Origin of the sequence: Enterococcus larvae, assembly GCF_017830045.1 — a bacterium.
Classification (GTDB): domain Bacteria; phylum Bacillota; class Bacilli; order Lactobacillales; family Enterococcaceae; genus Enterococcus_L; species Enterococcus_L larvae.
The window spans coordinates 133,021-157,943 of sequence record NZ_JAEDXU010000003.1; the positions used below are offsets into that span (position 1 = coordinate 133,021).

Here is a 24,923-nt window from a genome sequence, read left to right on the forward strand (position 1 = left end):
ATAGTTATCGGAATAGCTCTATGATAAACTTATTGTTGTGGTTGTTTTGACAAAAAGTAAACGAATTGAAAGGTGGAAAAATATGGGACAAGTAAAAAGTACATTATCTGTTGCTTCGCAACAGGCAGACAGAATGTCTCAAGCATCAAACAAGTTAGCTTCAATTCAAGCCTCTGGTTCAGAGGCGAGTCAAACAACAATTATTGGAAATACAAACGCTGGTCAGACGATTCAAAAAACACAACAAGCAATTCAAAGTCTCGTTACTTCCTTTAATGGAGACATTAGTAATATTACTTCGGTTGCTTCTGAGTTTGCAAGAATCGATCAAGAACAGTCTAATACCTTCAATCCAATAGAGGACCTACGGTTGCCATGAGGAATGAAGAATTCGAGAAAGAGTCTCAGATACTGAGAGATTTGAGGATAACAGAAGAACAATTAGATGATATAGATAAGAAATTACGAGACTATACAGAACTGGAAGATTCGGTAAATGAAGCCTATTTTAAGGAAGAACAGTTCCTATCTCTTATTTTTGATTCATGGCACCATTCTGACTTAGCACCTATGTTGAATGAAATGGACGAAGATCAGCGTGAATCTAAACGATACAGTAATGAGCGATTAGAAGAATACTCTCAGCAATTGCGACAAGAATATGAACAGTTAGTAGAGAAAGAAGAAGCGTTACAAAAAGAAAAAACAAAATTATCAACTAGTAAAAGGAATAATACGGATGTCACTTAACATGTATCTAGGGGAAGTAAGGAGTCAATCAAATAGTGCGATTCAACTGGCAAATGCTTATAATGGTGCTCTTGGCTCTATAACAGACAGCTGCCATTCATTTCTCAACGCCCCGTTATCAGGAAAAACATATGAATCTGCAAAAAGCTATTTTAATGCGGTTTATCCCCCATTAGTTAATGGATTAAAGATGATGTGTGAAGCATTGGCAGAGGCCCATCGTAGTTTCCCAGAAAAATTTGAATCTATGGTGGACAGCTGTGATGTTGAAGAAGAAAAACTCATCCAACAAATTGCTGATGGTGGTAACGTATTGAAAGCGCAATATGCAGCTATTGATGCCTTAGCAAAAGCAGAAGAAGCAGACCCACATATGGAAAAAAGTATTATGAGAACCCAAGCACTTATTGCAAAGCTTGAAGAAAAGCTAAAAAATCTAAGAGAATTTAACGCTAAATCTGCTTCAATTTTTTCAAACGTTGAGTCGCTACAGGACATGGTAAATCAAGGACTAGCATCTGTTGGGAACAGCCAAGCATGGCATGCCAGCACTGGGACATTCGATATGAGTAGAGTCAATCTGTCATGGACTAAACCGCTGAATGAGAAGTGGAAAGAGCATGCAGAGAACAAAGAAAAAGAACTTGAAAAATATATGGACAAGCTTTCTGAACAGGAAAAAGCAGAATTGCAGGCTCAATTAGCAAATGCCAGTGAGAAAGAAAAAGCGAATGTTATTCAATCATTTTTTACAGAAAACGGAATGGTATAGTTCAAGATGTGTCACTATCTGGAATTGAAGAATATTTCAATAACCACGGAGAGGCTATTGCCTCAAGGTTTTATAGTGCTAGCGCAAGAAATGTAGGTACAGAAATTGGATCAGCACTGCATATTGGTGGGTCTGTCTCTAAAAATCTAGGAAAAGCAATGCCGTTTATTGGGGCTGCTCTGGACTTTGGCAGCCAAGTAAATGACGGAGAAAATCTAGTTGACGCAACGAATAAAACTATTCTCCATGCCGTTTCGGGGGTGATTGTGGGGACTGTAATTGCAGGGACTTCAATCTCATTAGCTCCTGTATGGGTAGGTGTGGTTGCAACAGTTGCTGTAGGTTTTATTGCGAATACAGTAATTGACACAATTTATGATAACGCTCCAAGTATAATTGGAAAGGGTTTGGAATCAGCTGGTAATTTTTTTGGCGGTCTATTTAAATAGGAGGAAGAAGCATGACGGAGAAACAATACGTGCTTATCGGTCATAGAAACAATAAGACAGAAGTTATATTTTTTGACTTAATCAAGCAAAAATTTGTGATCAGACAAGATAAAAAGAATATAAATTTTGTAGGAGTAACTATCTTGGGTACTGCTATAATAAGCTTTCTATTTCGTCCCTTAAAACAAATCTATATCTCAGAAAATTATATACTATGGTTAAGTATCGGTGCAGGAATAGGAGCAATATTGAGCGTTTTAGGAAGTAAAGCTATAACAAAATCAATTGAAAAACAAACATTTAAAAGCGTGAGTGTTTCAAATGATGAAGTAGAGAGAATTGTGAATGAATCTGAAAAGATGATGAAATCTGATGTTGCAATAAAAATATTTTTATTGTTATTAATGTGTGTTTGTCCCATAGTGTTTTATTTTAGCAAAAATGCAGAATCTTTCTTGTTAATCCCTATAAGTATCGTACTATTTTTTGTATTGTCAGATTTTATGGATCATAAAAGAAGAAAGCAGTGTTTTAGAATGTTGAAAAATAGAAGTGAGATAGAGAGAAAAAAATGAAAATTTTACCAATAGGATCAATTATCCAACTAAGTAAAGAAAAAGAGCAGCTGCTAATGGTTACGTCTCGTTTCCCCTTATATAATAAACAAGGAGAAATCGGCTACTTTGATTATGCAGGCTGCCTATATCCACAGGGACAAACTTCACAAGAGAATTTCTTTTTCAACACTGAGGATATAGAGAAAGTATTATTTGAGGGTTTCATTAATGAAACCGAGAAGGCGTTACAGCTACGCATTCATGAGGAAATTAAAAATATTACGTATCCGAAATTTGATTTTCCAGATTAACAAGTAGAAAAACAGCAGAGAATGATAACACTCATCTCTACTGTAATTTTTAAAAGAAAATGGCATGGGGCTAGTTCAAGATTTTTCTTTGTCAGCTATTGAAGAGTATTTCAACAAACACGGACAATCAATAGCTATGAGTTTCTATAATGCCAGTGCAAAAAATGTAGGAACTGAAATCGGGTCAGCACTACATATCGGCGGAACAGTTTCTAAGAACTTGGGGAAAACAATGCCACTTATTGGCGCTGTAATTGATTTTGGAACTCAGGTATATGATGGAGAGAATCTAATTGATGCAACAAATAAAACAGTTCTTCATGCTGTTTCAGGTGTGATTGTAGGAGCTGCTGTAACTGCTGTATTACCAGCAACAGCATCAATTGTAGCAGTTATAGGCGCTGGCGTAGTAGTTGGTTTTGTAGTGAATACACTGATTGATGGAATTTATGATAATAAAGATAAGATTCCTGGTATGATTGGAAACGGCTTGAAATCTGTTAGTAATTGGGTAGGTAGTGTATTTAGATAGGAGGCGATAACTTTGAAAGAACGAAAATATATTTTCGTTGGAGATAAAATTGACAAAAAAGCATCATTATATTTCGATACAGAAACAAATACTTTCATGCTAAGTGAAGTACGACAACCAGCAAACCTTAGCAGCAGTATTTATTTTCTCACAGTATTATTAATGGTAACGACTCGCCCGTTAAAATCAGTATATTTTTCTGTAGACTACAATTTTCAATTAATAGTAGCCATCATTATAGGTTTGTTAGCATGTATAATTTTAAAATTAATTATGATACATTCTGAGAAAAGAAAGATTTTGAAAGCTATTGACTTATCCCCTATCCAATTAGAAGAATATACAACCCAAGGGCAAAAGTCTGTGATTATAGGGAAAATCTTTTTACTATTCCTATTTTTTTTAATAATAGGTACTTCAATAATGTTTTATGTAGATAAAAGTGCTCAAATGCTTATATCAGTTTCTATCAGCATCTCCACTTTCTACTTTTTCTTATTTATGGTGGATTATAGGCGAAGGACTAGATTACTAAAAAAGATTGGAAAGAAAAAACTGGAGGAAAGAAAATGACTATTTTACCAATAGGATCAATTATTCAATTAAGTAGAGAAAAAGAACAACTGCTAATGATTACGTCTCGTTTCCCTTTATATAATAAACAAGGAGCGATTGGCTATTTTGATTATGCAGGTTGTTTATACCCACAAGGGCAAACTTCTCAGGAAAATTACTTTTTCAATAACGAGGACATAGAAAAAGTATTGTTTGAAGGTTTTATCAACGATACAGAAAAGGAGCTGCAAACTCGTATTCATGAGGAAATCAGAAATATCACTTATCCCAAATTTGATTTTCCGGACTAATAAAAAAGCCAGCAGAGACGCTTTTATAGCTCTCTACTGGCTTTTTTATTTTTTGCTCTATATCTAATCCAACTCGACTTTTCCTGTATAAAGCTGATAGTACACGCCTTTTTCAGCTAACAGATCATCGTGGTTGCCTCGTTCGATGATGCGCCCATGATCCATGACCATGATTACATCAGAGTTCTGGATTGTTGACAATCGATGGGCAATAACAAATACTGTTCTGCCGTTCATCAGACGGTCCATCCCAGCCTGAACATGTTTCTCAGTCCGAGTATCGATACTGGATGTTGCTTCATCCATGATCATTACCGGTGGATCAGCAATTGCTGCTCTGGCAATCGCCAATAACTGCCGTTGACCTTGTGATAGTCCTTCGCCGTCTCCGGTGATTACTGTATCATATTTATCAGGCAGGTTATTGATGAATACTTCCGCATTCGCCAACTGCGCTGCATGAATGACATCTTCATCACTGGCATCCAATTTCCCATAACGGATATTTTCACGAATCGTACCGGTGAATAGATGCGTATCCTGTAATACAATCCCCAGTGAACGTCTCAAGGAATGCTTCTTGATCTTCTTCACATTGATGCCGTCATAACGGATTTTCCCTTCCTGAATATCGTAAAAACGATTGATCAGGTTCGTGATCGTTGTTTTACCGGCACCTGTTGCCCCAACAAAAGCGACCTTTTGCCCTGGCTCTGCATACAATTGGATATCCTTCAGCACTTTCTTGTTCTCTACATAGCCAAAGGAAACATCCTCAAAGCGAACATCTCCTGTCAGCTCCGTATACGTCACTGTTCCATCCTCATGGGGATGCTTCCATGCCCAAAGACCTGTACGTGCTTCACTTTCCACCAACTGACCATTCTCTTTGTTGACATTGACAAGCGTCACGTAGCCATCGTCCACCTCTGATTTTTCATCAATCAGCTTGAAAATTCGATCAGCTCCTGCCAACGCCATGATCACAAAGTTGATTTGCTGTGAAACCTGACTGATCGGCATATTCAATGAACGACTCAATTGCAGGAATGAAGCAATCATCCCGATCGTCAGTCCTGAAATGCCATAAACAGAAAATAGTCCGCCGATGATTGCCAGCAAAACGTATTGAATATTAAGCAGGTTCATCATGATAGGCATCAAACTATTAGCGTATTTATTGGCCTGTGTCGCGCTGTCACGCAGCGACTCATTGATTTCATCAAATTCATTGATAACTGTCGGCTCATGATTGAAAATCTTCACGACCTTTTGACCGTGCATCATTTCTTCAATATAACCATTTACTCGTCCTAAATCTTTTTGCTGTTTTCCAAAGTACTTTCCGCTTCGCCCTGCAATTGTTCGAATGGTCAGGATCATGATCCCTACAGATACGATCACGATTAGAGTTAAGGGAACACTGATGGTAAACATAGCAATGAAAACACTGATGAAGCTGACAATTGCTGCCAGTAAGTTGGGAATACTTTGAGAAATCATCTGACGCAGTGTATCGGTATCATTTGTAAAGTGACTCATGATATCGCCATCAGAATTCGAATCAAAATAACCAATCGGCAAAGTTTCCATATGGGTAAACATCTGATCTCGAATTTCTTTTTGCGTTCCTTCACTGATACGCACCATGATCAGGTTATAAAGGAGATTGGAAATGATCCCCATAGCGTAGATAAAGGCCATCGTTGTAATTGCCTTCAACAGACTGGAGAAATTAGGATCTGTCTGTCCAAGTAATGGTGTGATATGATCATCGATCACTACCTGAAGAAACAGAGAGCCTCTCACATTGGCATACGTGCTGAGTAGAATAAACGCCATTACCAAAACCAACAGAAACTTATATTTCACTATCATATAAGAAAACAGACGACCTAATGTTTTCAAAGGATTTTGAGGCCCGCGAGCGCCTTTTTTCGGATCATTACGCATCATCTTCACCAAATCCTTTCTGTTGAGATTCATAAACTTCTTGATAGATCTCATTTGTTGCCAATAGTTCTTCATGTGTTCCGATAGCATTGATCATCCCTTTGTCCATAACGATGATTCGATCAGAATCCTGAACAGAAGAAACACGTTGACCAATGATAAAGGTAGTTGTACCAGGAATTTCTTTTCTCATTCCTTCACGAATCAAACGATCTGTTTTCGTATCAACTGCACTTGTTGAGTCATCCATGATCAAGATCTTAGGCTGCTTCAATAGCGCTCTGGCAATACATAGGCGTTGTTTCTGTCCACCGGAAACATTGTTCCCACCTTGAGAAATCATCGTGTCATATTTATCAGGAAATTCCTGAATGAAGCTGTCTGCCTGAGCGATTTTACATACCCGGATCAAATCTTCATCGGTTGCGTCTTCATTCCCCCAACGCAAGTTTTCCTTGATTGTTCCTGTAAACAACACATTGTTCTGAAGAACCATACTCACTTGATCACGCAATGTTTTCAAGTCATAGTCCCGAACATCATGTCCGCCAACCTCAACGACGCCTTCGGTCACATCGTACAGACGAGGGATCAGCTGAACCATTGTTGATTTAGAGCTCCCTGTTCCACCGACGATCCCAATTACTTCTCCGGCCTTGATGCTCATATCTGCATGCATCAGTGCCAGCTTATTCGGATCATTCGCATAGCTGAAGCAAACATCCTTAAAGGTTACTGTTCCGTTTGGTACATCATATAATGGATGATCATTATTTTTCAGATCACTTTCTTCTGATAATACTTCCGTCACACGTTCAGCAGAAGTCCGTGCAATGATGACCATTACAAAAACCATAGAAAGCATATTCAAGCTCATCAAAATTTGCATTGTATAGGTAAACATACTGATCAATTCACCTGTTGTCAGTGTTCCGCCAACAACGAATTTTGCACCCAGCCAAGAGATCAACAGCATACATGTATAAATCGCGAACTGTAGAATTGGATTATTAAAGGCAACGATACTTTGCGCTTTAGAGAAATTTTTATAGATGTCTTTAGAGACTGTCTTAAATTTTTCGTCCTCAAAGTCTTCTCTAACGTAGGATTTCACAACACGAACCCCTTGTAGATTTTCCTGGACCACATTATTCAACTTATCATAAATGCGAAAAACTTTTTCAAAAATCGGATGAGCAAAATAAATGACTAATGCCAGACCAATCAATAAAAACGGCACAACTGCTAAATAAATAATGGATAGATCTTTGTTGATTTTGAATGCCATAGCCAATGAAAAAATAAAAATCAGTGGGCTTCGAACCAATAAACGAATGATCATTTGATAGGCATTCTGGATATTTGTTACATCAGTTGTCATCCGTGTAATCAGACTTGATGTAGAAAAACGGTCAATATTTGAAAATGAAAACCCCTGTATCTTCTTAAATAGGTTCCCTCTAAGATTTTTGGCAAAACCAGCTGATGCCACCGCCGCATAACGTCCGGACATCGCACCAAAAAATAATGCAATAACTGCACAGACGAATAATAAAGCACCGTACATCAGAATGGCATTGGTATTGCCTGGTTCTATCCCTTTATCGATCATCATTGCCATGATCAATGGAATAATAATGTCTAATGCTACTTCTCCAGTTACATATAGAGGAGTGATCAGACTTTCTTTTTTATACTCACCTACATTAGCAAGTAATTTTTTTATCATGCATCTCGCCTGCCTTCCTTGTTTATTTCTATATTTTTACTGTTTTCAGACAATTTATCCAATAATCTGAAAAATGTTGCAAGCTCGCCCTCTGAAATCCCCTGAATCAACAACTTATCGAAATTTTCCAATTTACTGATATTCTCTTTTACTTGATGCTGGCCGGACGGCGTTAAAAAAATCGCCTTCAGGCGATTGTCTTCCTTACAGCTTGTGCGTTCGATCAGCTCGCGCTTTTCCAGCCTCTGTAAAATGCCCGTTGCAGTTGAACGACGGATATCAAATTCTTGTTCAATATCTTTTTGGTAAATTGGTTCATTTCCATTGTTTCTCCGATGGATAAAATTCAGCACACGCATTTGAATTGCCGAAGAAGGCTCTTCTTCTTCTTTTAAAACCTCTGTCACTTTTCTGTTCAATTCGTTTGACAGCATCCTAATCCTCAGTGCAGTTTTTCTGCTCATAATAATCCCTCTCACAAATAGTTCGTTGCCTAACTATTCTACGATAAAAACATGGAAAAGGTCAAGGAAAATTTCTGAAAAACATCTGTTATCTTTTTGTTTTATTATTTTCATACCCCTATTTCATCAAAACGATGACGCTTCTTACACAATACTGCTTTGCCACTTCCTATCTATAGAATCAAGCAACGGTACCCATGATAACAGCAAGTTATTTTTAGTAAGCGTATTTCTTTGACAAAAGGAAAGACAGTTCTATAATATGACGTATCAATTGTTGATAAGTCATTTATTGAAGGGAGGAAACATCATGGCTGATGCTGCAAATTTCAGTGATATTTTTTTCTTATTGAAGCAGGCAGATTTACATATCACACAGCTTTTTGAGGCTCAAATGAATATTAGTCTGACTAGATATGAATTACTGATCCAGTTGAAAAAACAAGATTACGTCACTCAACGAACACTTCAGGAGAAACTGAAGATCGATCAGGCAGCCATTACCAGACATCTAAAAATTCTGGAGGACAAGGGATACATCATTCGTGAAAGAAATGCTGACAATAAACGGGAGGTCATCGTTCATCTGAGCGACCAAGGAAAGGATATCCTTCAATCCTGTGACGGCAGCAAAGCGGAATTGATCAAAACCTTGTTCAATGGCTATTCCACCGAACAGCTGCAGCTGCTCCAACAATTTTTGACAGATTTCAATCAACAGGCTGAATCTGTCTTTAAAACAATCGAGAAAAGAAAGGATATGATCCAATGACATTCAAAAATAATGATTTTTCAGATTTATTAACCAACCGCCGCTCCGTGCGTGCCTACGACCCCTCAGTAAAAATTTCTAAAGAAGAAATGCAGCAAATGCTGACTGAGGCTGCAACTGCCCCTTCCTCTGTCAACATGCAGCCATGGCGCTTTGTGATTGTTGAATCTGACGAAGGAAAAGAAAAATTGAAGCCTTTGATTCGCTTCAATACAACGCAAAATGACACTTCTTCTGCTATGATCCTGATTTTTGGAGATCTGAATTGCTATGAATACGGCGAAGAAATTTACAACACTGCTGTAGAAGTCGGTAAAATGCCGCCGGAAGTGAGAGACCAGCAATTAGCTGCTATTCTGCCTTACTACCAAAGCTTTTCAAAAGAGAAAATGAACGATGTCATCAAAATCGACAGCAGCCTTTTTGCTATGCAGCTGATGTTGGTGGCACGTGCCCATGGTTATGATACGAATGCTATTGGCGGTTTCGAAGCAGATCAATTAGCAGAAGCCTTTGATCTTGATCCGGAGCGTTATGTTCCTGTATTGATTCTTTCAATCGGTAAGGCTGCAGATGCCGGCTATGAATCTTTCCGCTTAAATCCGGAAACTTTCACAACTTGGAAATAAACTGGAAGGAGTGATCCTATGTCTCTGTCATTGATAACGTCACTATTGATTGGAATTGTTGCTCTGGAGCATTTATACATCCTATATCTGGAAACCATTGCGACCTCTTCTGAGAAAACATCAAAGACTTTCGGTGTCTCAACGCAACAGCTGAAAGAGCCTACGATAAATGTCCTTTTGAAAAACCAAGGTGTCTATAACGGCATGCTGGCATTAGGACTGCTCTACACACTCTTTTTTGCCTCTGCACCAATAGAAATGGCTGCTGTCTTATTAAGTATTATTGTCGTAGTTGCTTTATACGGCGGTTTTACCAGCTCTAAATCAATCATTTTGAAGCAAGGTGGTCCAGCTATCCTGGCATTGCTGAGCCTAATACTATTCAAGTAAGTAAGCAAAAAAGAGTGTAAGACAATAATCAAATTAGAAATTGTCCCACACTCTAAACATGAATAAAGAGTGAACCAAAAGCTGCTCCTTCAGAATTAAGCCGAAATTGCGTTGCCGCATCAGAACTACTGCAGTAGTTCTGATGCGGCAACGTACCTACTTGGATGTTGAAAATATAAAAAGCTATTTTCGTCTATTTTTTCTTAATTCGCGGAGCATCCCGCTTTTGGCTCAGCCTCTTTTTTATATAAAGAACAAAATCATTCAACAACTGTCCACTCATTAATCGTCTTTCCATCCTTATCAAACATTTCCAGCCAGCTGTTCGTGCCGCCAAAATACAGGAATAGCCCAACCTCGTTCACACTTTTCAAAATGATATCCTCAGTCGTTTTGAAATTCTTTATTTGATCCGCATGATCTGCTCTGATTTTTTCGCCCATTTTTGCGGCGAAGCCCAATGAACCATCCTTGTTCAAAGGAGCAGATGGCATCATTTTTGCCCCAGCCTTCAAAAGCATTTCATTTCTTTTTTGCCAAACAACAGTCGCCTTGCTTTCCCTCGTATCTACAACGAATTCAATTTCGCTGACCGCTTTACTCCAACGATGTCTAGCTTTTGCAGGCTTCGGCTTGCTTTTTTCTTCTGCTTCGACTGGCTGTGCTTCGGTATGCAGCTCATAACCAAAGGTATGCAAAACAGTAAGGATTTCCTCACCATAAACGGCAATTGCTTTTTTTCGATTGGCAGGAATTTTCATTTTCTCTGTTCTCACTGTATCAATAAGCTTTCCGCTCTTTTCTGCTTCGCTCAATAGAAACTGCTCTAAATAAGCCAATTCAATTTCCCAAGAAGGGGTGATTGCTATAATATGATCAACATCCTCATTTTCTGTCAGCTTCTGATCAGCACTCTGTCCTATTCCAACAACGGTTCGATCTTTTAGCGTAAGACAGACAGCTGGCTGCTCCGTAACAATTTCCTTATTTGTCTTTTTTATGATGTCAATTGTTCCATTATCTTTTCCAAACTGAATCGTCGTCTTACTTTCTTCAATCAGTACACTTACTTTGATTTCCATGACCTTCTTCCACTCCCCATATCTCTTTTTTAACATTATAAAATAAGCAGATGAATAACACGAATGATATGTTTACATAGAGAAAGAAAATGGACGAAAGAAGAGCCTTCATCAACTATTCTTTCTTAAAGGCATCTCTTTTTTATAACAAGATTCAAGTTAATCCTCTATGTGTTTCTTATTGCTTTGCCGCTTAGAGGGAAGGTATTTTTCAAGCCATTTCTTTTGGTCGTACATCGACAAAACCAAACCTACAGCAATAAAATTAGCCAGATACGCTGTCCCTCCCTGGCTTAGAAACGGAAGAGGGATTCCTGTCAAAGGAAGAAGCCCAACTGCTGCTCCGATATTTTCAATAATATGAAATAGAAAATACATAATTACACCAGTTGTGACATATGCATAAAACTCTTTATTCGCATTCATTGTGCAAATCAGCATTTGATAGATCAGATAGAAAAACAGCAACAAAAGGAATGTAGAGCCTACAAATCCGTATGCTTCTCCAACAACAGTAAAAATCATATCTGATTCACGAACTGGGACATGAACTTCAAGATTTGTCAGCCCTTTGCCGAACATCCCGCCGGAGCCGATCGCCGTGATCCCCCTAGCCTGTTGATAACCAATACTGTCTGCATAATCAAAAGGATTCAGCCATACTTCTATTCGTTGAAATTGGTAGGCTTGAAAATGAAGCAGCTTCAAAAGCTTCTGCCCCCATTCTGTGAAGATCAGTAAAATCGCACTGCCGCCTAGTAGACTCAGCAACCCAACCCCTGTCCCAAGAATTTTCCAGGAACACCCTGAGACAATCAGCATTCCCATGAAAATAGATAGAAAAACAAGGCTGGTGCCGAAGTCTTTCTGATAAAACATCAATCCCCATACTGGAAGACTGACTGCTGCCATTTTCAACAGTAAATTTATATCATTTTTGACTACAGACTTAGAGGGATTATTCCTTCTTCGATCCGTCGTGACAATCATTGCAAGCACGAGTATATACCCGATCTTCATAAATTCAGAAGGCTGGAAGCTGAATGGACCCAACCTGAGCCACCTTCTTGTGCTAGTGATCGATGCCATGACTGGATCATAGTACCAAACCAGCAACAGCATAAACAACAAACTGAATCCATAAATAAACGGTGCTGATTTCCACAGGACAGATAAGGGAATCAACAAGGTTATCAACATTCCAATTGTACCTATGACCGTCCATAAAAGCTGTTTCTTCAATAATCCAACAGTATCCACAGCTGTCGGATCTGCTTCAAAGGCTCCATATTGCACAATAAATCCTACTATGATCAATAGAAAAACTGGTAGTAACAGAGCATAATTCATAAGTTCCTTCTGTTCTTTCTCCATTTCATTCCTCCCTTTGTTCCACCGTTATCGGTTCCCGTAATTCTGTCGCTCGTGCATTTAAAGCCAGCCCTAAAACAATACTCAGTATCAAAAGACTCGAACCGCCATAGCTCAAAAATGGAAAGGTGACTCCTGTCAGCGGAATATACCCTAACAAACTACTGACATTGACGGTTACTTGCAGTAGCAAAATCGTGCCGCACCCAAGAAAAAGCTGAGAATAATAGAGGTTTTTTGAACGTATAGAAAGCTGATACAATCTTATGACCATGAAGAACACCAGTAACAATAGAACCACTCCACCAATCAACCCTAGCTCTTCTATAGCTGTTGCAAAAATATAATCTGTATCAGAAGCAGGTAAGAAGCCTTGTTTTTGGATTCCCTTTCCAATCCCGCGCCCAAATATGCCGCCATTATACATAGCATAATAGGCGCTGGCAGACTGATGCCCAATACCAGTAGGATCGATGAACGGATTCTCCATTACCTTGAAACGTGTGACTAAATAGGCAAATTTATCTGGAAGCCAATCGACTGAGCCGCTCAACAATACTCTGCTCAATCCCTCTCTGATACCGATGAAACCAATAATCGGTAAAATCGTAAAGTAGGGGGAGAGGCCGCTCGCCAACAGCATGATCAATACAAATAAAAAGATCATTGCCCCACCAGCTAAGTTCGGCTGTAGGCTTACTAAGACGATAAATAGGAAACAGAGAAGCATCGCCTTCTTGTAATAGCTAAAGGAAAACGGACAATTTGCCTCTCGATTGGACGTCATTCGACTCAAATACAGCAGTAAGGTCAGCGAAACCAACTCTGAAGGTTGAAAAATCATGAAACCTACATTGATCCATCTGGATGCTCCACCAGCATTGATCCCCTTACTTAACGTGTAGACTAAGAGAATCAAATTTGAAGTCAGCAGTAGAAAAAGAAACCCTTTGCTTCGAAAAATTTTCAATTTCATTCGATAGACACCCAATAAACAAACAAGACTCACAGCAAACGAAGAAAGCTGTTTCCAGCCCTTACTTCCAGTACTAACTTCACTGAACAACAATTGATAAGAACTGGCACTATAAACTAAGATTATTCCTGTTATACACAATATCAAGTAAGGCAGGAGCAACGTCCAATCCAAATAGAATCTCTTTATCTGTCGCTTCATTGCACTTCTCCATTAGTTAAAAACATTTCTATAGCGGTTCGGTTTTTTTCTTCATCGATTTCCAAAACACTACCAGACGGAGTGTAGTCGTTGAAGTCCCAGCTTCCCTCAACAGGAATAGACAACGTCTGCAGCTCTTTGATCGTCCCAAACAAAAAGCTTGTACCGACATCCAGTAACACATCGTACGGAAGATCTGTGTCTACATATCCTACTGCTTCTCCTAATAGTCTTGGAAGTCGTGCGATTGGAAGCCCGCTTTTCGCTTGCTTTATCAAGCTGTCGGCTACCTGTTGTTGACGACGAACACGTCCAAAGTCTCCTTCTCCATCCATTCGATAGCGTGCATATTGCAATACTGTATTGCCATCCATGATTTGTTCCCCCGGTTCTATCTCCACACCATCCAGCTCGAGCGCTGTTTCGGCGTCGATCTCTACACCTTCCGGGAAAAAATCATCGATCAATTGTGTAAACACTTTAAAATCTATTGCAGCATAATAATTGATCGATAGCCCAAAGCTGTCATTCAGAACATCCTTAGTCAAAGCTGCTCCACCATAGGCATACGCAGCATTGATTTTATCCAAGCCAACGTCGGGTATTGAAACATAGACATCTCTCATGATTGAGATCACCTTCGGCTCTTTGGCAGATGTATCATAATTCACAACCATCAATGTATCCGATCTACCGCCGTCATCATCATCCTCACGTCCGTCATCGCCAATGAGTAAAACAGTGATTTCTCCTGTTTCCGGTCGCTCATCACCAGTAAAAGTTTCATTTTTCTTTGTATTCACCTGTGCTTGTGACTGTTTCTTCCCTTTGTGAAAGCTTACAACCGAATAACAAAAAATTGTCATCCCGATCAAAAGGAACGAAAGTAAGCCTGTCACTACCCATTTCCATCGTTTGTTCATTTCCAATCCCTCACTTTTCAATTATTGATGCACCTTCTCTGAATCAAAAACCTGTTCTACAATCTAAAGAGAGCCTCTTTCTTGATAAAATCCCCAGTCATTTCTCCTCTATCCAAAAGACTTTTGATAAAACAAAAAACACGTTCATTGAGAAGGATCAACGAAAGTGCTTAGGGGAAATGAAGGCATGACTGAACAGGCTGGATGCCCGCCATTCAACTACACTTGATTTTCTCTTCGTTGAGTTTTAGCACTATACAACGTAAAAAGCTTTGCTTTTAGCTGCTTTTTGAAAAGCCTTAATTCGACAATCCCTGTTCTACCCATTACTGTCTTTCGACAAATCTGAGCAGCAGCCTGTGTTTGCATAGGAGCCTCACCTAACAAGTCATTCAATTCATCAAAAATATAAAGTGTCTGGGGGTAGAAGTCAACAGAGCAAATATTAAACAATCACAGCCAATCAATAAAAAATAATGTTCGTTATTTTTACAAACCGTCTCTGTTATCGTTTTTAGGTTAACCTAACTTTTTACAAAAGGATGAATAAAAGAAAAATAACCTTTACCATTCCTTAATTATTTCTTTATTCCTTCTTAACAATAAACGTCGATCCCATCTTAAAATTAATTTCTATCCACTGACATCCATCCTTCTTGTTCTGTTATATTACGAGTGAAAAAATCAAAATTTTTATTACAAATCGATTCCATTAAAAACTTTCACAATATTTTCTAATCTAAACCATAAAACGTTTTTCAATCACTGGGAAAAATCGTATACTATGATTGTGAATTACAACACAATCTATTAGCAGGAAAGGGTTTTTTTATGAAAAAGAAAACGATGGTATTACTAACTTGGGTACTTGCTTTTGGGGCTTTCGCTTCCGGCTGCGGGTCAGACAATAAGACAACTGGCTCAAGCGCTTCTTCCTCTTCCACTGGGGAAAGCAGTTCAGCAGATGTTGCTTCCGGCGCATCGGAAAAGGTCTACACAGATATTTCAGAGCTGAAAGACGATTATGACATCATTATTGTCGGTGCTGGGGGCGCCGGAATGACAGCCGCTATCGAAGCAAAAGAAAAGGGTATGAATCCTGTGATTTTTGAGAAAATGCCTGTTGCAGGGGGGAATACCTTGAAATCTTCAAGCGGGATGAACGCATCAGAAACAACATTCCAAAAAGAAGAAGGCATTGAAGACAGCAATGATAAGTTCTATGAAGAAACACTGGAAGGTGGACATGGAACCAATGATAAAGAGCTTTTACGCTACTTTGTGGATAACTCTGCTGCAGCAATCGATTGGTTGGATTCTATCGATATCAAGCTGAACAACCTGACGATCACTGGCGGAATGAGCGAAAAACGAACACATAGACCAGAAGACGGTTCTGCAATTGGAGAATACTTGGTAGATGGCTTATTCCAAAATGTGAAGAAAAATGATATTCCATTATTCGTTAATGCGGATGTTACAAAAATCAATGAAAAAGATGGTACAGTAACTGGCGTTTCTGTAACCTTCAATGATGAAACAACTAAAGATATCACTTCTAAAGCAGTTATCGTAACTACTGGTGGTTATGGTGCTAACAGCGATATCATTGAAAAATACCGTCCTGATCTCAAGGGCTATGTGACAACGAATCAATCAGGAAGTACCGGCGACGGCATCAAGATGATTGAAGAAGTCGGTGGAACAACAGTTGATATGGATCAAATCCAAATCCATCCAACCGTCCAACAGGACAAAGGCGTATTGATTGGTGAAGTTGTGCGTGGAGAAGGCGGAATCCTAGTTTCTCAAGAAGGTACTCGCTTTGTAAACGAACTGGATACGAGAGATAAAGTTTCAGCTGCAATCACTGCACTTCCAGAAAAATCAGCTTATCTGATTTTCGATTCTGGTGTAAAGGAACGCGCAAAAGCGATTGAATTTTATGAGCAGCAGGGTTATGTAGTTGAAGGAAAAAGTATTGAAGCTTTAGCTGAGGAACTAGACATGCCGGCGGAGAACCTTGAAGAGACACTGAAAACATGGAACGCAAGCGTCGAAGCTCAGGATGATACTGAATTCAGCAGAACAACTGGTATGGATAACGACTTATCAAAAGCACCTTACTATGCAATCAAAATCGCACCGGGAATCCACTATACAATGGGTGGAGTGAAAATCAACAAAGAAACACAAGTATTAGACAAAGATGGTAAAGCTATTACAGGACTTTACGCAGCAGGTGAAGTAACCGGTGGTCTTCATGGAGAAAATCGTATCGGCGGAAACTCTGTAGGTGAAATCATCGTATTCGGCAGACAGGCTGGGGTTCAATCCGCAGCATTTGTTGAAAAAGAAAAATAAGCTGAAATATAATCTTCCCCAACTTTAATATAAAGTTAGCTAGGAATATTCTTTCAGCCCAAAATCAACTTTACAACAAAAAAGAGGCTGGCCAAAAATGGGCTGCTCCAAGAATTAAGAAGAAATATACGAAGATAGCTTTTCCTATTTTCAGTATCCAAGTAGGTACTTTGCCGCATCAGAACTACTGTAGTAGTTGCTGTGTGTTAAAGCAATTTCGGCTTAATTCCAAAGGAGCAGCTTTTGGCTCGCCGTCTATTCGTGCTTAGTGTGTGGGACAATTTCTAATTTGATTGTTGTCTTGCACTCTTTTATTTCATTTACCCTTTTTCATTTTCCTTTATATAAATCCTGTCAAATCAATCATTACACAAACACTACTCCTATAAAGTGCTGTATAATGCCGTAGAAACCGTCATTTCTGCTGCTGATCCGCAGTATTCATATCTATTATTACCTTTTTTATTTTTCCCTTTTATTTCTATCCAATTGTCTTTTTGATTTGTTCAGCGCTTCTTGAACGCTGCAAGTTACTGATATTGCTGCTGTTGATTTGCTGCTGCATCATTTGAAGATAGCCTTCCAATGCCGCCTTATCTTCTGTATCATTTGTTTCTTCATAGGCTTTCACAGCTGTTGACACACCCTCGACACCTACCATATAAAAAATGGAAATATCCAATTCACTCAGCTCACCCTGCTGATATTTTTCGTAATTATAAGAAACAATGCTATTTCCTGTATTACGATAACTCATGAATAGAACACTCATACTTACGATGAGAACAATTGCTCTCAAATACTTGAAGGATTTCCACAGAGAAGCAATGAAAACACAGACACATATTGCCAACACAACCATGAACCACGAGGTATTGAAGCGCAGCGGCGTCAGACCAAAGGCTTCAATGTATACTTGCATTTTAGCGAAGCCCAGGATAATCAGTGCCAAGGTTTCGATACCAATCATACTTAAGCTGATCTTGATCCCCTTCGAACTATGACTGAACAGCTTGATCAAAGAGAAGATACAGACATTGATCAATGATACAGCCAGCAGCTGGAAGAATCCTTCACGTGCATAAGCTGATAATGTATAGATTGTTGTACCGTTCCGAAATTCAATGTAACCCATAATTGCTGCTGCAAAAAACAGCAAGTAGATTGAAATGAAGATGACCAGGACAGTTAGAAAGAATACGTCTGGGCCTTTGACTGTCGGGATAACATGTTGACTGACCGGACTCTTTTCCAGGTTTCTATAAACACATAGAAACAAATACATGCCCATCGGAATTGCGATGATCAGAATCATGAATTGCTCAGCAAAACCAACAGAGACAATGTCAGCAACCGAATGAATCAAACGCTCGAACATGCTGTCAGCACTACTCAATAACGAGATGACAATTGCAGCAACTGGAAACGAAATAACTACGCCAAGAATGACCAGCTTCACGTTTTTATGCTTTTTACCTACTAAGCGGTAAATTGATAACCCTGCTGTCACATTTTTGAAGGGGCGAACCAAGAATCCATCAATAAAATCAAAGAAAACATAGCTGCTCAGCTGATTTTCTTTTCTAGTACCTGCAACGACTAATACCCAGTACATACAGCTGAAAAACAGCAGTAACGAGTTCGTTCCCATTAAAATTGTATTATCAAACAAGCTGAAGGAAAGACTCAATGCAAAAACATAAGCCAAATAGCCGTAATGAAACCAGCTCATTTTTACTCCTCTAACTCTAGCATACGTGTAGATTGAACCAGTGAAACCTACTGCTAATGCTGTTGTCCAAAATCCCCCACGATCCTGTGCAACTCCTTGAACTGTAAAATACGCCACAACAATACTTGCCAAGCTGAATATCAAATCTTTTCCATCAAACAAGGGCTGTTGTTTCTCTTCCCAATGCTTATGCAAGTCCTTTTCCTGATTCGCTTCCATCATCTACTCTTCCTCCCGATACTCCAAAATATCCGCAGGCTGACAATCCAATGCTTTACACAATGCTTCCAAAGTACTGAAGCGGATCGCCTTTGCCTTATTATTTTTCAAAATCGAAAGATTGGCTGGTGTTAGATTGATTTTTTCTGCCAGTTCACCTGCACTCATCTTACGCTTTGCCATCATGACATCGATATTTACAACAATAGCCATTAAATCGTAAAGTCATTCTCTTCCTTAATCAAAAGTGCCTGGCAAAACACATTTTTGATTATTCTTACAATGACACCGACAAAGGCTGCTAATCCTGCAACAAAGAGCCATGGATAATAATAGCTACCTGAAGCCAGCAGGATCACTGCTTCTAGAAAACACAACCAGCTGATCAGCCGCAAATTTTTTATGTTTCGCTCAGTGAATGTTTCCTCATTATCAATCTTCTGGATCAGTTGATGCAGTAAAAATAGAATCACTAGCCCTACCCCCAGACAGCTTTCCAATGTGAAAATGAATAAATGCTTGTTCGTTGGTGCAACTGCGTGCAGCGGTACAATAACTTCGATGAAGCTTGACATGAAAATCATTGCAGCAATCATCATCGCTGCTAAAATATAAATACACCATGCAGACAGCCGTGTTGACTGTTTCCCTGTCCAGTTCATTTAGGTCCCTCCTTCAAGTACATTCATCATACGGCAGAGCTTTTTGACAGTCAATATAATTTTATCGATAATCGATAAAATTATATTGTTTTACGATTAAAAAACTAGAAAACACATGCTATCTTATGACTTTTAGCGCAAAGTTTAAAAATTAGTAAAGTGCACAAAAAAACCATTCGAAGCGGGCAAGTTTCGAACGGCTCTTCTATCTAAACGACTCAACTGAGCATTTTATAATAACATTTATCTATCTCCGGAAGAGAGCAACCAAAATTTTCGATTGCCGACTACTCTTCTCTCAACCGGCAATATCCCGATTTCTGTATCCAATGAACCCGCCTATCAAAAGCAGAACTGCCAGTCCAGTAATGACAAGTAACGGCTGCCACTCAAAGGAATCCACCGGAATACGAGGAATGTAGCTGAAAACAGAAAGATTTTTTACCACTTTAGGCACATCCAGCAAGCTACCTAAGTAATCTACAAAGAAAGAAAATACTAGATAAAACCAGACTGCACCACTCCATTTAGGCAACCAGCCTACGAGTAGGAAACCCGCGCCCATCACAAACCAGACAGCCGGCAAATAGGCCAGACCTGACTTCAACATCATAGATAAAGCAATCGGTTCAGCCATCACACTACTTGATGCTGCATACAAGCTAAGCACCGATGCAATCAGCATAATGATTGATGTACAGAAAGCAATAAACAGATAGGCACCCAACAGCTTAGTTCGTGTAACAGATTTGGAAAACAACTGCTCCACACGACTCTTTTTTTCTTCGGAGTATGCTTTTAATGCCACTGTTAAAACCGGAATCGTCCCTAAAATTGATAAAATCACCATCAGTACTGTCATAAATTGCTCAGTCAGTGAGTAATTGCTTTTTTCCGGCAAAAGCATAGTCAAGATATCACTTGATTTGAAGAAATTTTCTAAATCGCCAAACACCGAACCATAGCTGATTCCCGCGACAACCATTACCACCAGCCAACTGATCAATGTCGTTTTTACTAAGCGAAAGCTGAATCCCAAGGGTTTCTTCAATAAAAAACCAGCATGACTTTTACCGCTTCGCTGAGGAATGAATCCAGCTTCCAGATCACGGATGCTGTTTAAATAGAAACTGACACCAAACAAAATAAAAGAAAAGACAAGGCTCAGTATTATAGGAAACCATGAATTAGTCACGAAAACCTCTGTTTTATAGACCCAAGAAAGTGGAGATAGCCATGAAAGACTTTCATTATTCAAATCTGTAAACCCTCTAAATAAATAGGCGGCGCCTAAAAAGCTAAGTGAAAATCCAACGGTTCCTCTTTTTGATTCTGCCAGTTGTGCAAACACAGCTGTTACACCTGTAAAAACCAAACCAGCACTTCCTAATGCAGCACCGTATAACAAAGATGCTCCCATCGGCATTGTTTCTATTCCTAATAAGCCAACGCCAATACCGTTGGTCAGCATGATCAGCACGCTGATAAGAAGCATTTCCACAAGCACTGCAATGAGCGGTGCCAAACGTCCGACAGACAATGCTCGAATCATTTCCAATCGACCGTCTTCTTCATCTCCTCTGGTATGACGAGCAGTTAAGAGAATCATCATGACTGCTGTCGTAATAGCCATGAACAAAGTCATTTCATGACCGAACATCGCGCCTATCGTATAGTTATCCAAGCTGCTGCTGGGACCAATCATTGCAATCATTGCCGGATTTTTTACTGTTTCTGCCATGACCTGACGTTCCTGAGCAGTCGGAAACAGCTCAGGAAATGCCCCAGCAACAGCAATCGACAGCCCAGCAATTCCAATCAGCCAGAATAGGATTTGCCAGCGATCTCTGCGCAGATTTAAGCGCAGCAGTTTTTGCCACCCTGAAAAATAGACAGTCATGCTACTCGTCTCCTTCCAGATTTCCGTCTTGTCCCTCGTAATGCTGCATGAACAAGTCTTCCAATGTCGGTGGAGTACTCTCCAACTTCAATACATCATACGGTGCAAGATACTGGATGACTTCAGCCATCTTTTCAGAATCCACTTGAAATTTGAACTCAGTAGCTGTTCCTGTTACATCGTGGACCCCAACCTGTTTAGCTAGCTCCTCCACTGGATTTTTTGTTGTGACAGACAACAAAGTTCGAGTCAAATGTCTCAGCTCACTCAATGTACCAGTTTCAATGATTTTTCCTTTTCGTATGATCGTGATACGGTCACAAAGACGTTCCACTTCTGAAAGAATATGGCTGGACAGCAGGACGGTTTTCCCCTGTGCCTTTACTTCTTCCACGCATTCCTGAAAAACCCTTTCCATCAAAGGGTCCAATCCAGATGTCGGCTCATCCAATACAAACAAGTCTGCTTTACTTGAAAATGCGGCAATCAATGCTACCTTCTGGCGATTTCCCTTTGAGTAGCTGCTGCACTTCTTCGTGGGATCGAGATCAAAGCGATGAATCAGCTCTTCTCGCTTTGATGTATCCGGCTTCCCTTGCAGAGACATGAATAGATCAATCACTTCGCCGCCTGTCAAGTTCGGCCATAAATTCACATCTCCTGGAACATAGGCAATTCTTTTGTGGCTTTCAACGATTTCTTTCCAAGCATCCATACCGAAAACAGTCGCTGTTCCGGAGGTAGCTTTCAAAATACCTAAAAGTACCTTAAGTGTCGTTGATTTTCCCGCGCCATTTGGTCCGATAAAGCCAAAAACCTCTCCTTGTTTGACTGTCAAATCAACAGACTTTAAAGCCTCAACATGCCCGAAGTTCTTATCTATCCCCTTCAGCTCGATCACATTCATTTTCTTTCCCTCCTGCATACACTTCTTGATACTACTTAACATTTTTTAAAAATTATGAATTATTTCTATTTTTATAATTCATAATATACCCCCTTTCCTTTCTTTAAGCAAACAATTTATATGTGCTATCGATTGAAAAATTTAGCGAAGTATTCGATAAAAATCTAATATAAGAAATGGAGCTTTCCCTTGTTTCTTTCAGGGGATTTCTATATATTTAAGATGTAGAAAAAAATGTATCGAAAAGGAGCCGCTGACTGCTATGAATGGTTTTGACCGCAGAAGAAAAGCCAAAGAACAGAGCATCCTTCAGACCGCTCTGACATTATTTATGCACCAAGGGATCAAAAGTACTTCTATTCAAACAATTGCTAAACAGGCACAGGTCTCTCCTGTCACCGTCTTCAACTATTTTGGTTCTAAAGAAAAGCTGCTTGACCAGACTTGCTCACTTTACTTCGATAGTACATATGAAGATTTTAAGCAGGTGATCGATTCTGAGCAAAGCTTTGAAGAGAAAATGCAATACCTTATTTTTACGAAAGGGCAAGTATCAAAGGATATTCATGCTGATTTTTATGAAGCACTTATGCTGAAATACAGTCATCCTGATGAACACATGGTTGCCTTTCTTAAAAAGGGTATCATCCTTTATCAAGTTCTATTTGAGCAAGGAAAAGCTGAAGGGATGATTAGCAAAGAGCTCTCTATGCCTGCATTGATGTTGTATATGCAATTGTTGACGACCTCTATGCAAGATGAAGCAATCTATAAAGACATCCTCCCTTTTAGTGATGAAATCATGAATATGTTTCTATATGGTATTTATGGGAAAAGGGAGTAAAGCCAGAGTCAAAAAGCAACTCAGCCGTTTAGCTTCACAGCAGCGCAGCTGAGTTTTTTTCGTCTCTTATGTTAGTTGACAGAGCACAGGTTTCCTTTTCTAACTCTAGATAAAACCTTGATACAGCAGCATGTCAAGTAGCTTTTACCCACATTTACTCGTTCTTTTCACGACAAAAGAAACGGGATTTAGTATACTGATTTCAAGGAGGAAAGAGGATGAGTATTGGGATTCGCTTAAAAGAAAAACGTTTGAAGCATCATCTAACACAAGAACAGCTGGCTGAAAAAATTTACGTCAGCAGACAGACAATTTCCGGATGGGAAAATGGGAAGAATCAGCCGGATCTGGAAAATTTGATCATGCTCAGCGAATTGTATAAAACGACACTGGATGAATTATTGAAAGGAGAATCTGTCGAGATGACTACACAACAGCCAATGGTACCTAAACCAAAGCCTGCACCAACACGAAAATTTGCCTTTCTATTATTTTACTGGTCGCTGCTTTCTATTGTTCTGCAAATCATTTTGAGAGAAGAAAAAATCAGCTTCATGATCTTTTACGCAATTGGCGGATTTTTGATTACAGCCTTCTCCTTGAAACGGACAAACCGACTGTCAAATCTCTATAGCCAAGGAGTAAACATGTTTGATCCAGGCATTTATTTATGCTTAGGCTTTCTTGTATTGATTATTGTAGGGTTTATCCTTCAAGATGCAATCATTCAGCGCTAATGGGTTAGTAGGAGGGGTTACTATGAAAAAAGGAATCATTTTAACAATGTCAGTTCAACAGAATAACACGATTCAGTATACACTCCAGGATCAAAATTATTTACCGCGTCTGAGGAACTATTTGATGTTGGAACATGGAGACATCACGTGGGAGAAAAAAGCTTATTTTGAGCTGACAGAAGAAAATATTCAGGAATACCAAGTGGTCGCATGCACGGCTTTGACACAAAAATTCGTAAAACAGCTACAACGCTGGAAACCTGATTTACAGATGATTTTTCTTCCCACGGATCAATTCATGGAAGCAATGGCGCCTCGAGGTTTTGTTTTCAATATGAGTACAGGCTATGTTCTGGCAGAAGCTCCAAGTGTAGCCATCAAGGATACTCCAGTCAATGCAGAATATCAGCCGTACACAAATGAAGACCTGCGATTACTGATGCAGAAGTATCCAACAATCTATTGGGAGGTTGTCACTCTCGATGATCTCAAGAAAAAACTGGACTCTAAAACGATAAATACGACAATTGCTCTAACGCCGGCAGCAGCTCCTTATCGAAAGCTTCTTGCCAGCAACTATCCGACAGTACCGATCATCGATGCCAGAGCTGAGAAAAACCAGCAGCAAAGCACATTGAAAGATGAGCAAATGATGATTGCGATAACCTGTGTTACTTCCTTACTGCTGATTTTACTCGCATTTTTTTAAATTATAAGGATACCTAGCATATATGAATTTCAGTACTATCGGCTCCTTCATTAGCCATTCTGTATGGACTCTGATCATCTTATTGTTGAAACGGAAACAATCTTTCTTTATACTGATATTGA

Annotated in this window: 28 protein-coding genes and 1 riboswitch; of the genes, 16 read left to right on the top strand and 12 right to left on the bottom strand. The window is 39.3% G+C overall.

Going from position 1 to position 24,923, the window contains the following annotated elements; translation table 11 throughout:
* Positions 1 to 82 precede the first annotated feature (82 nt).
* From I6N96_RS07125 to I6N96_RS07165, 9 genes are all read left to right on the top strand, one after another.
* A complete protein-coding gene (locus I6N96_RS07125) occupies positions 83 to 379 on the top strand; it encodes a TIGR04197 family type VII secretion effector (RefSeq protein ID WP_209556875.1) in 297 nt (98 codons plus the stop codon).
* Complete coding sequence (locus tag I6N96_RS07130; RefSeq protein ID WP_209556876.1) at positions 376 to 750, top strand: DUF3958 family protein; 375 nt, start codon at positions 376 to 378, stop codon at positions 748 to 750. Before I6N96_RS07125 ends, I6N96_RS07130 begins: the two co-directional genes overlap by 4 nt.
* Position 751: 1 nt before the next feature.
* Complete coding sequence (locus tag I6N96_RS07135) at positions 752 to 1,522, top strand: T7SS effector LXG polymorphic toxin (protein WP_209556877.1); 771 nt, start codon at positions 752 to 754, stop codon at positions 1,520 to 1,522.
* A 158-nt stretch (positions 1,523 to 1,680) separates the two neighbouring features.
* A complete protein-coding gene (locus I6N96_RS07140) occupies positions 1,681 to 1,971 on the top strand; it encodes a hypothetical protein (RefSeq protein ID WP_209556878.1) in 291 nt (96 codons plus the stop codon).
* Between the two features lie 11 nt (positions 1,972 to 1,982).
* Positions 1,983 to 2,546: a hypothetical protein gene (locus I6N96_RS07145; RefSeq protein WP_209556879.1), complete on the top strand. Its 564-nt coding sequence runs from the start codon at positions 1,983 to 1,985 to the stop codon at positions 2,544 to 2,546.
* Complete coding sequence (locus tag I6N96_RS07150; protein WP_209556880.1) at positions 2,543 to 2,839, top strand: DUF4176 domain-containing protein; 297 nt, start codon at positions 2,543 to 2,545, stop codon at positions 2,837 to 2,839. Before I6N96_RS07145 ends, I6N96_RS07150 begins: the two co-directional genes overlap by 4 nt.
* 64 nt (positions 2,840 to 2,903) lie before the next feature.
* The gene (locus I6N96_RS07155; protein WP_209556881.1) at positions 2,904 to 3,371 is read left to right on the top strand and encodes a hypothetical protein; all 468 of its coding nucleotides are present in this window, start codon (positions 2,904 to 2,906) and stop codon (positions 3,369 to 3,371) included.
* A gap of 12 nt (positions 3,372 to 3,383) precedes the next feature.
* Complete coding sequence (locus I6N96_RS07160) at positions 3,384 to 3,944, top strand: hypothetical protein (RefSeq protein ID WP_209556882.1); 561 nt, start codon at positions 3,384 to 3,386, stop codon at positions 3,942 to 3,944.
* A complete protein-coding gene (locus tag I6N96_RS07165; protein WP_209556883.1) occupies positions 3,941 to 4,237 on the top strand; it encodes a DUF4176 domain-containing protein in 297 nt (98 codons plus the stop codon). The genes I6N96_RS07160 and I6N96_RS07165 overlap by 4 nt, the downstream gene beginning before the upstream one ends.
* Positions 4,238 to 4,300: 63 nt before the next feature.
* On the opposite strand, the gene I6N96_RS07170 is transcribed toward I6N96_RS07165, so the two are convergent.
* From I6N96_RS07170 to I6N96_RS07180, 3 genes are read right to left on the bottom strand one after another with little or no spacing between them, the layout of a single operon-like run.
* Entirely contained in the window at positions 4,301 to 6,193 is a 1,893-nt protein-coding gene (locus tag I6N96_RS07170) for an ABC transporter ATP-binding protein (RefSeq protein WP_209556884.1), read from the bottom strand.
* Positions 6,183 to 7,919: an ABC transporter ATP-binding protein gene (locus tag I6N96_RS07175; protein WP_209556885.1), complete on the bottom strand. Its 1,737-nt coding sequence runs from the start codon at positions 7,917 to 7,919 to the stop codon at positions 6,183 to 6,185. The genes I6N96_RS07170 and I6N96_RS07175 overlap by 11 nt, the downstream gene beginning before the upstream one ends.
* Positions 7,916 to 8,383: a MarR family winged helix-turn-helix transcriptional regulator gene (locus I6N96_RS07180; RefSeq protein WP_209556886.1), complete on the bottom strand. Its 468-nt coding sequence runs from the start codon at positions 8,381 to 8,383 to the stop codon at positions 7,916 to 7,918. The genes I6N96_RS07175 and I6N96_RS07180 overlap by 4 nt, the downstream gene beginning before the upstream one ends.
* Before the next feature lie 310 nt (positions 8,384 to 8,693).
* On the opposite strand from I6N96_RS07180, the gene I6N96_RS07185 reads away from it, so the two are divergent.
* The 3 genes from I6N96_RS07185 to I6N96_RS07195 are packed head-to-tail and all read left to right on the top strand — an operon-like array spanning position 8,694 to position 10,174.
* Positions 8,694 to 9,155, top strand: a complete 462-nt coding sequence (locus tag I6N96_RS07185; RefSeq protein WP_209556887.1) for a MarR family winged helix-turn-helix transcriptional regulator — start codon at positions 8,694 to 8,696, stop codon at positions 9,153 to 9,155.
* Positions 9,152 to 9,784, top strand: coding sequence for a nitroreductase family protein (locus tag I6N96_RS07190; protein ID WP_209556888.1), 633 nt, complete (start codon positions 9,152 to 9,154; stop codon positions 9,782 to 9,784). Before I6N96_RS07185 ends, I6N96_RS07190 begins: the two co-directional genes overlap by 4 nt.
* Positions 9,785 to 9,808: 24 nt before the next feature.
* Complete coding sequence (locus tag I6N96_RS07195; protein WP_209557144.1) at positions 9,809 to 10,174, top strand: DUF1304 domain-containing protein; 366 nt, start codon at positions 9,809 to 9,811, stop codon at positions 10,172 to 10,174.
* Positions 10,175 to 10,434: 260 nt separating this feature from the next.
* Here the strand turns inward: I6N96_RS07195 and I6N96_RS07200 are convergent, their stop codons facing one another.
* The 4 genes from I6N96_RS07200 to I6N96_RS07215 all read right to left on the bottom strand — a co-directional run bounded on the left by I6N96_RS07200 (position 10,435) and on the right by I6N96_RS07215 (position 14,727).
* Complete coding sequence (locus I6N96_RS07200) at positions 10,435 to 11,256, bottom strand: hypothetical protein (RefSeq protein ID WP_209556889.1); 822 nt, start codon at positions 11,254 to 11,256, stop codon at positions 10,435 to 10,437.
* A 159-nt stretch (positions 11,257 to 11,415) separates the two neighbouring features.
* A complete protein-coding gene (locus tag I6N96_RS07205; RefSeq protein WP_209556890.1) occupies positions 11,416 to 12,630 on the bottom strand; it encodes an FtsW/RodA/SpoVE family cell cycle protein in 1,215 nt (404 codons plus the stop codon).
* Position 12,631: 1 nt separating this feature from the next.
* Positions 12,632 to 13,804, bottom strand: a complete 1,173-nt coding sequence (locus tag I6N96_RS07210) for an FtsW/RodA/SpoVE family cell cycle protein (RefSeq protein ID WP_209556891.1) — start codon at positions 13,802 to 13,804, stop codon at positions 12,632 to 12,634.
* The gene (locus I6N96_RS07215; protein ID WP_209556892.1) at positions 13,801 to 14,727 is read right to left on the bottom strand and encodes an LCP family protein; all 927 of its coding nucleotides are present in this window, start codon (positions 14,725 to 14,727) and stop codon (positions 13,801 to 13,803) included. Before I6N96_RS07215 ends, I6N96_RS07210 begins: the two co-directional genes overlap by 4 nt.
* Before the next feature lie 226 nt (positions 14,728 to 14,953).
* Positions 14,954 to 15,122, bottom strand: a riboswitch (M-box (ykoK) riboswitch).
* A 436-nt stretch (positions 15,123 to 15,558) separates the two neighbouring features.
* On the opposite strand from I6N96_RS07215, the gene I6N96_RS07220 reads away from it, so the two are divergent.
* The gene (locus I6N96_RS07220; protein ID WP_209556893.1) at positions 15,559 to 17,091 is read left to right on the top strand and encodes a flavocytochrome c; all 1,533 of its coding nucleotides are present in this window, start codon (positions 15,559 to 15,561) and stop codon (positions 17,089 to 17,091) included.
* A gap of 481 nt (positions 17,092 to 17,572) precedes the next feature.
* Here I6N96_RS07220 and I6N96_RS07225 read toward each other — a convergent pair whose 3' ends face one another.
* The 5 genes from I6N96_RS07225 to I6N96_RS07245 form a co-directional block, all read right to left on the bottom strand.
* Positions 17,573 to 19,045, bottom strand: coding sequence for a DUF4153 domain-containing protein (locus tag I6N96_RS07225; RefSeq protein WP_209556894.1), 1,473 nt, complete (start codon positions 19,043 to 19,045; stop codon positions 17,573 to 17,575).
* Positions 19,046 to 19,255, bottom strand: a complete 210-nt coding sequence (locus I6N96_RS07230; protein ID WP_202060374.1) for a helix-turn-helix domain-containing protein — start codon at positions 19,253 to 19,255, stop codon at positions 19,046 to 19,048. It lies immediately after the preceding gene.
* On the bottom strand, positions 19,255 to 19,704 hold the full coding sequence (locus I6N96_RS07235) for a DUF2975 domain-containing protein (protein ID WP_209556895.1): 450 nt from the start codon (positions 19,702 to 19,704) through the stop codon (positions 19,255 to 19,257). Before I6N96_RS07235 ends, I6N96_RS07230 begins: the two co-directional genes overlap by 1 nt.
* A gap of 298 nt (positions 19,705 to 20,002) precedes the next feature.
* Positions 20,003 to 21,604: an ABC transporter permease gene (locus I6N96_RS07240; protein ID WP_209556896.1), complete on the bottom strand. Its 1,602-nt coding sequence runs from the start codon at positions 21,602 to 21,604 to the stop codon at positions 20,003 to 20,005.
* Between the two features lies 1 nt (position 21,605).
* Complete coding sequence (locus I6N96_RS07245; protein ID WP_209556897.1) at positions 21,606 to 22,511, bottom strand: ABC transporter ATP-binding protein; 906 nt, start codon at positions 22,509 to 22,511, stop codon at positions 21,606 to 21,608.
* Between the two features lie 262 nt (positions 22,512 to 22,773).
* Here I6N96_RS07245 and I6N96_RS07250 point away from each other — a divergent pair, with 262 nt between their 5' ends.
* From I6N96_RS07250 to I6N96_RS07260, 3 genes are all read left to right on the top strand, one after another.
* Complete coding sequence (locus I6N96_RS07250) at positions 22,774 to 23,355, top strand: TetR/AcrR family transcriptional regulator (RefSeq protein ID WP_209556898.1); 582 nt, start codon at positions 22,774 to 22,776, stop codon at positions 23,353 to 23,355.
* Between the two features lie 218 nt (positions 23,356 to 23,573).
* Complete coding sequence (locus I6N96_RS07255) at positions 23,574 to 24,092, top strand: helix-turn-helix domain-containing protein (RefSeq protein ID WP_245186878.1); 519 nt, start codon at positions 23,574 to 23,576, stop codon at positions 24,090 to 24,092.
* A gap of 22 nt (positions 24,093 to 24,114) precedes the next feature.
* A complete protein-coding gene (locus I6N96_RS07260; RefSeq protein ID WP_209556899.1) occupies positions 24,115 to 24,801 on the top strand; it encodes a hypothetical protein in 687 nt (228 codons plus the stop codon).
* Positions 24,802 to 24,923 lie beyond the last annotated feature (122 nt).

Excerpts from the sequence above, each read along its gene's own strand:
- I6N96_RS07125 (WP_209556875.1), top strand. The coding sequence starts at position 83 with ATGGGACAAGTAAAAAGTACATTATCTGTTGCTTCGCAACAGGCAGAC.
- I6N96_RS07130 (WP_209556876.1), top strand. The coding sequence starts at position 376 with ATGAGGAATGAAGAATTCGAGAAAGAGTCTCAGATACTGAGAGATTTG.
- I6N96_RS07135 (WP_209556877.1), top strand. The coding sequence starts at position 752 with ATGTATCTAGGGGAAGTAAGGAGTCAATCAAATAGTGCGATTCAACTG.
- I6N96_RS07140 (WP_209556878.1), top strand. The coding sequence starts at position 1,681 with ATGCCGTTTATTGGGGCTGCTCTGGACTTTGGCAGCCAAGTAAATGAC.
- I6N96_RS07145 (WP_209556879.1), top strand. The coding sequence starts at position 1,983 with ATGACGGAGAAACAATACGTGCTTATCGGTCATAGAAACAATAAGACA.
- I6N96_RS07150 (WP_209556880.1), top strand. The coding sequence starts at position 2,543 with ATGAAAATTTTACCAATAGGATCAATTATCCAACTAAGTAAAGAAAAA.
- I6N96_RS07155 (WP_209556881.1), top strand. The coding sequence starts at position 2,904 with ATGGGGCTAGTTCAAGATTTTTCTTTGTCAGCTATTGAAGAGTATTTC.
- I6N96_RS07165 (WP_209556883.1), top strand. The coding sequence starts at position 3,941 with ATGACTATTTTACCAATAGGATCAATTATTCAATTAAGTAGAGAAAAA.
- I6N96_RS07170 (WP_209556884.1), bottom strand. The coding sequence starts at position 6,193 with ATGATGCGTAATGATCCGAAAAAAGGCGCTCGCGGGCCTCAAAATCCT.
- I6N96_RS07175 (WP_209556885.1), bottom strand. The coding sequence starts at position 7,919 with ATGATAAAAAAATTACTTGCTAATGTAGGTGAGTATAAAAAAGAAAGT.
- I6N96_RS07180 (WP_209556886.1), bottom strand. The coding sequence starts at position 8,383 with ATGAGCAGAAAAACTGCACTGAGGATTAGGATGCTGTCAAACGAATTG.
- I6N96_RS07185 (WP_209556887.1), top strand. The coding sequence starts at position 8,694 with ATGGCTGATGCTGCAAATTTCAGTGATATTTTTTTCTTATTGAAGCAG.
- I6N96_RS07190 (WP_209556888.1), top strand. The coding sequence starts at position 9,152 with ATGACATTCAAAAATAATGATTTTTCAGATTTATTAACCAACCGCCGC.
- I6N96_RS07200 (WP_209556889.1), bottom strand. The coding sequence starts at position 11,256 with ATGGAAATCAAAGTAAGTGTACTGATTGAAGAAAGTAAGACGACGATT.
- I6N96_RS07205 (WP_209556890.1), bottom strand. The coding sequence starts at position 12,630 with ATGGAGAAAGAACAGAAGGAACTTATGAATTATGCTCTGTTACTACCA.
- I6N96_RS07210 (WP_209556891.1), bottom strand. The coding sequence starts at position 13,804 with ATGAAGCGACAGATAAAGAGATTCTATTTGGATTGGACGTTGCTCCTG.
- I6N96_RS07215 (WP_209556892.1), bottom strand. The coding sequence starts at position 14,727 with ATGAACAAACGATGGAAATGGGTAGTGACAGGCTTACTTTCGTTCCTT.
- I6N96_RS07220 (WP_209556893.1), top strand. The coding sequence starts at position 15,559 with ATGAAAAAGAAAACGATGGTATTACTAACTTGGGTACTTGCTTTTGGG.
- I6N96_RS07225 (WP_209556894.1), bottom strand. The coding sequence starts at position 19,045 with ATGATGGAAGCGAATCAGGAAAAGGACTTGCATAAGCATTGGGAAGAG.
- I6N96_RS07230 (WP_202060374.1), bottom strand. The coding sequence starts at position 19,255 with ATGGCTATTGTTGTAAATATCGATGTCATGATGGCAAAGCGTAAGATG.
- I6N96_RS07235 (WP_209556895.1), bottom strand. The coding sequence starts at position 19,704 with ATGAACTGGACAGGGAAACAGTCAACACGGCTGTCTGCATGGTGTATT.
- I6N96_RS07240 (WP_209556896.1), bottom strand. The coding sequence starts at position 21,604 with ATGACTGTCTATTTTTCAGGGTGGCAAAAACTGCTGCGCTTAAATCTG.
- I6N96_RS07245 (WP_209556897.1), bottom strand. The coding sequence starts at position 22,511 with ATGAATGTGATCGAGCTGAAGGGGATAGATAAGAACTTCGGGCATGTT.
- I6N96_RS07250 (WP_209556898.1), top strand. The coding sequence starts at position 22,774 with ATGAATGGTTTTGACCGCAGAAGAAAAGCCAAAGAACAGAGCATCCTT.
- I6N96_RS07255 (WP_245186878.1), top strand. The coding sequence starts at position 23,574 with ATGAGTATTGGGATTCGCTTAAAAGAAAAACGTTTGAAGCATCATCTA.
- I6N96_RS07260 (WP_209556899.1), top strand. The coding sequence starts at position 24,115 with ATGAAAAAAGGAATCATTTTAACAATGTCAGTTCAACAGAATAACACG.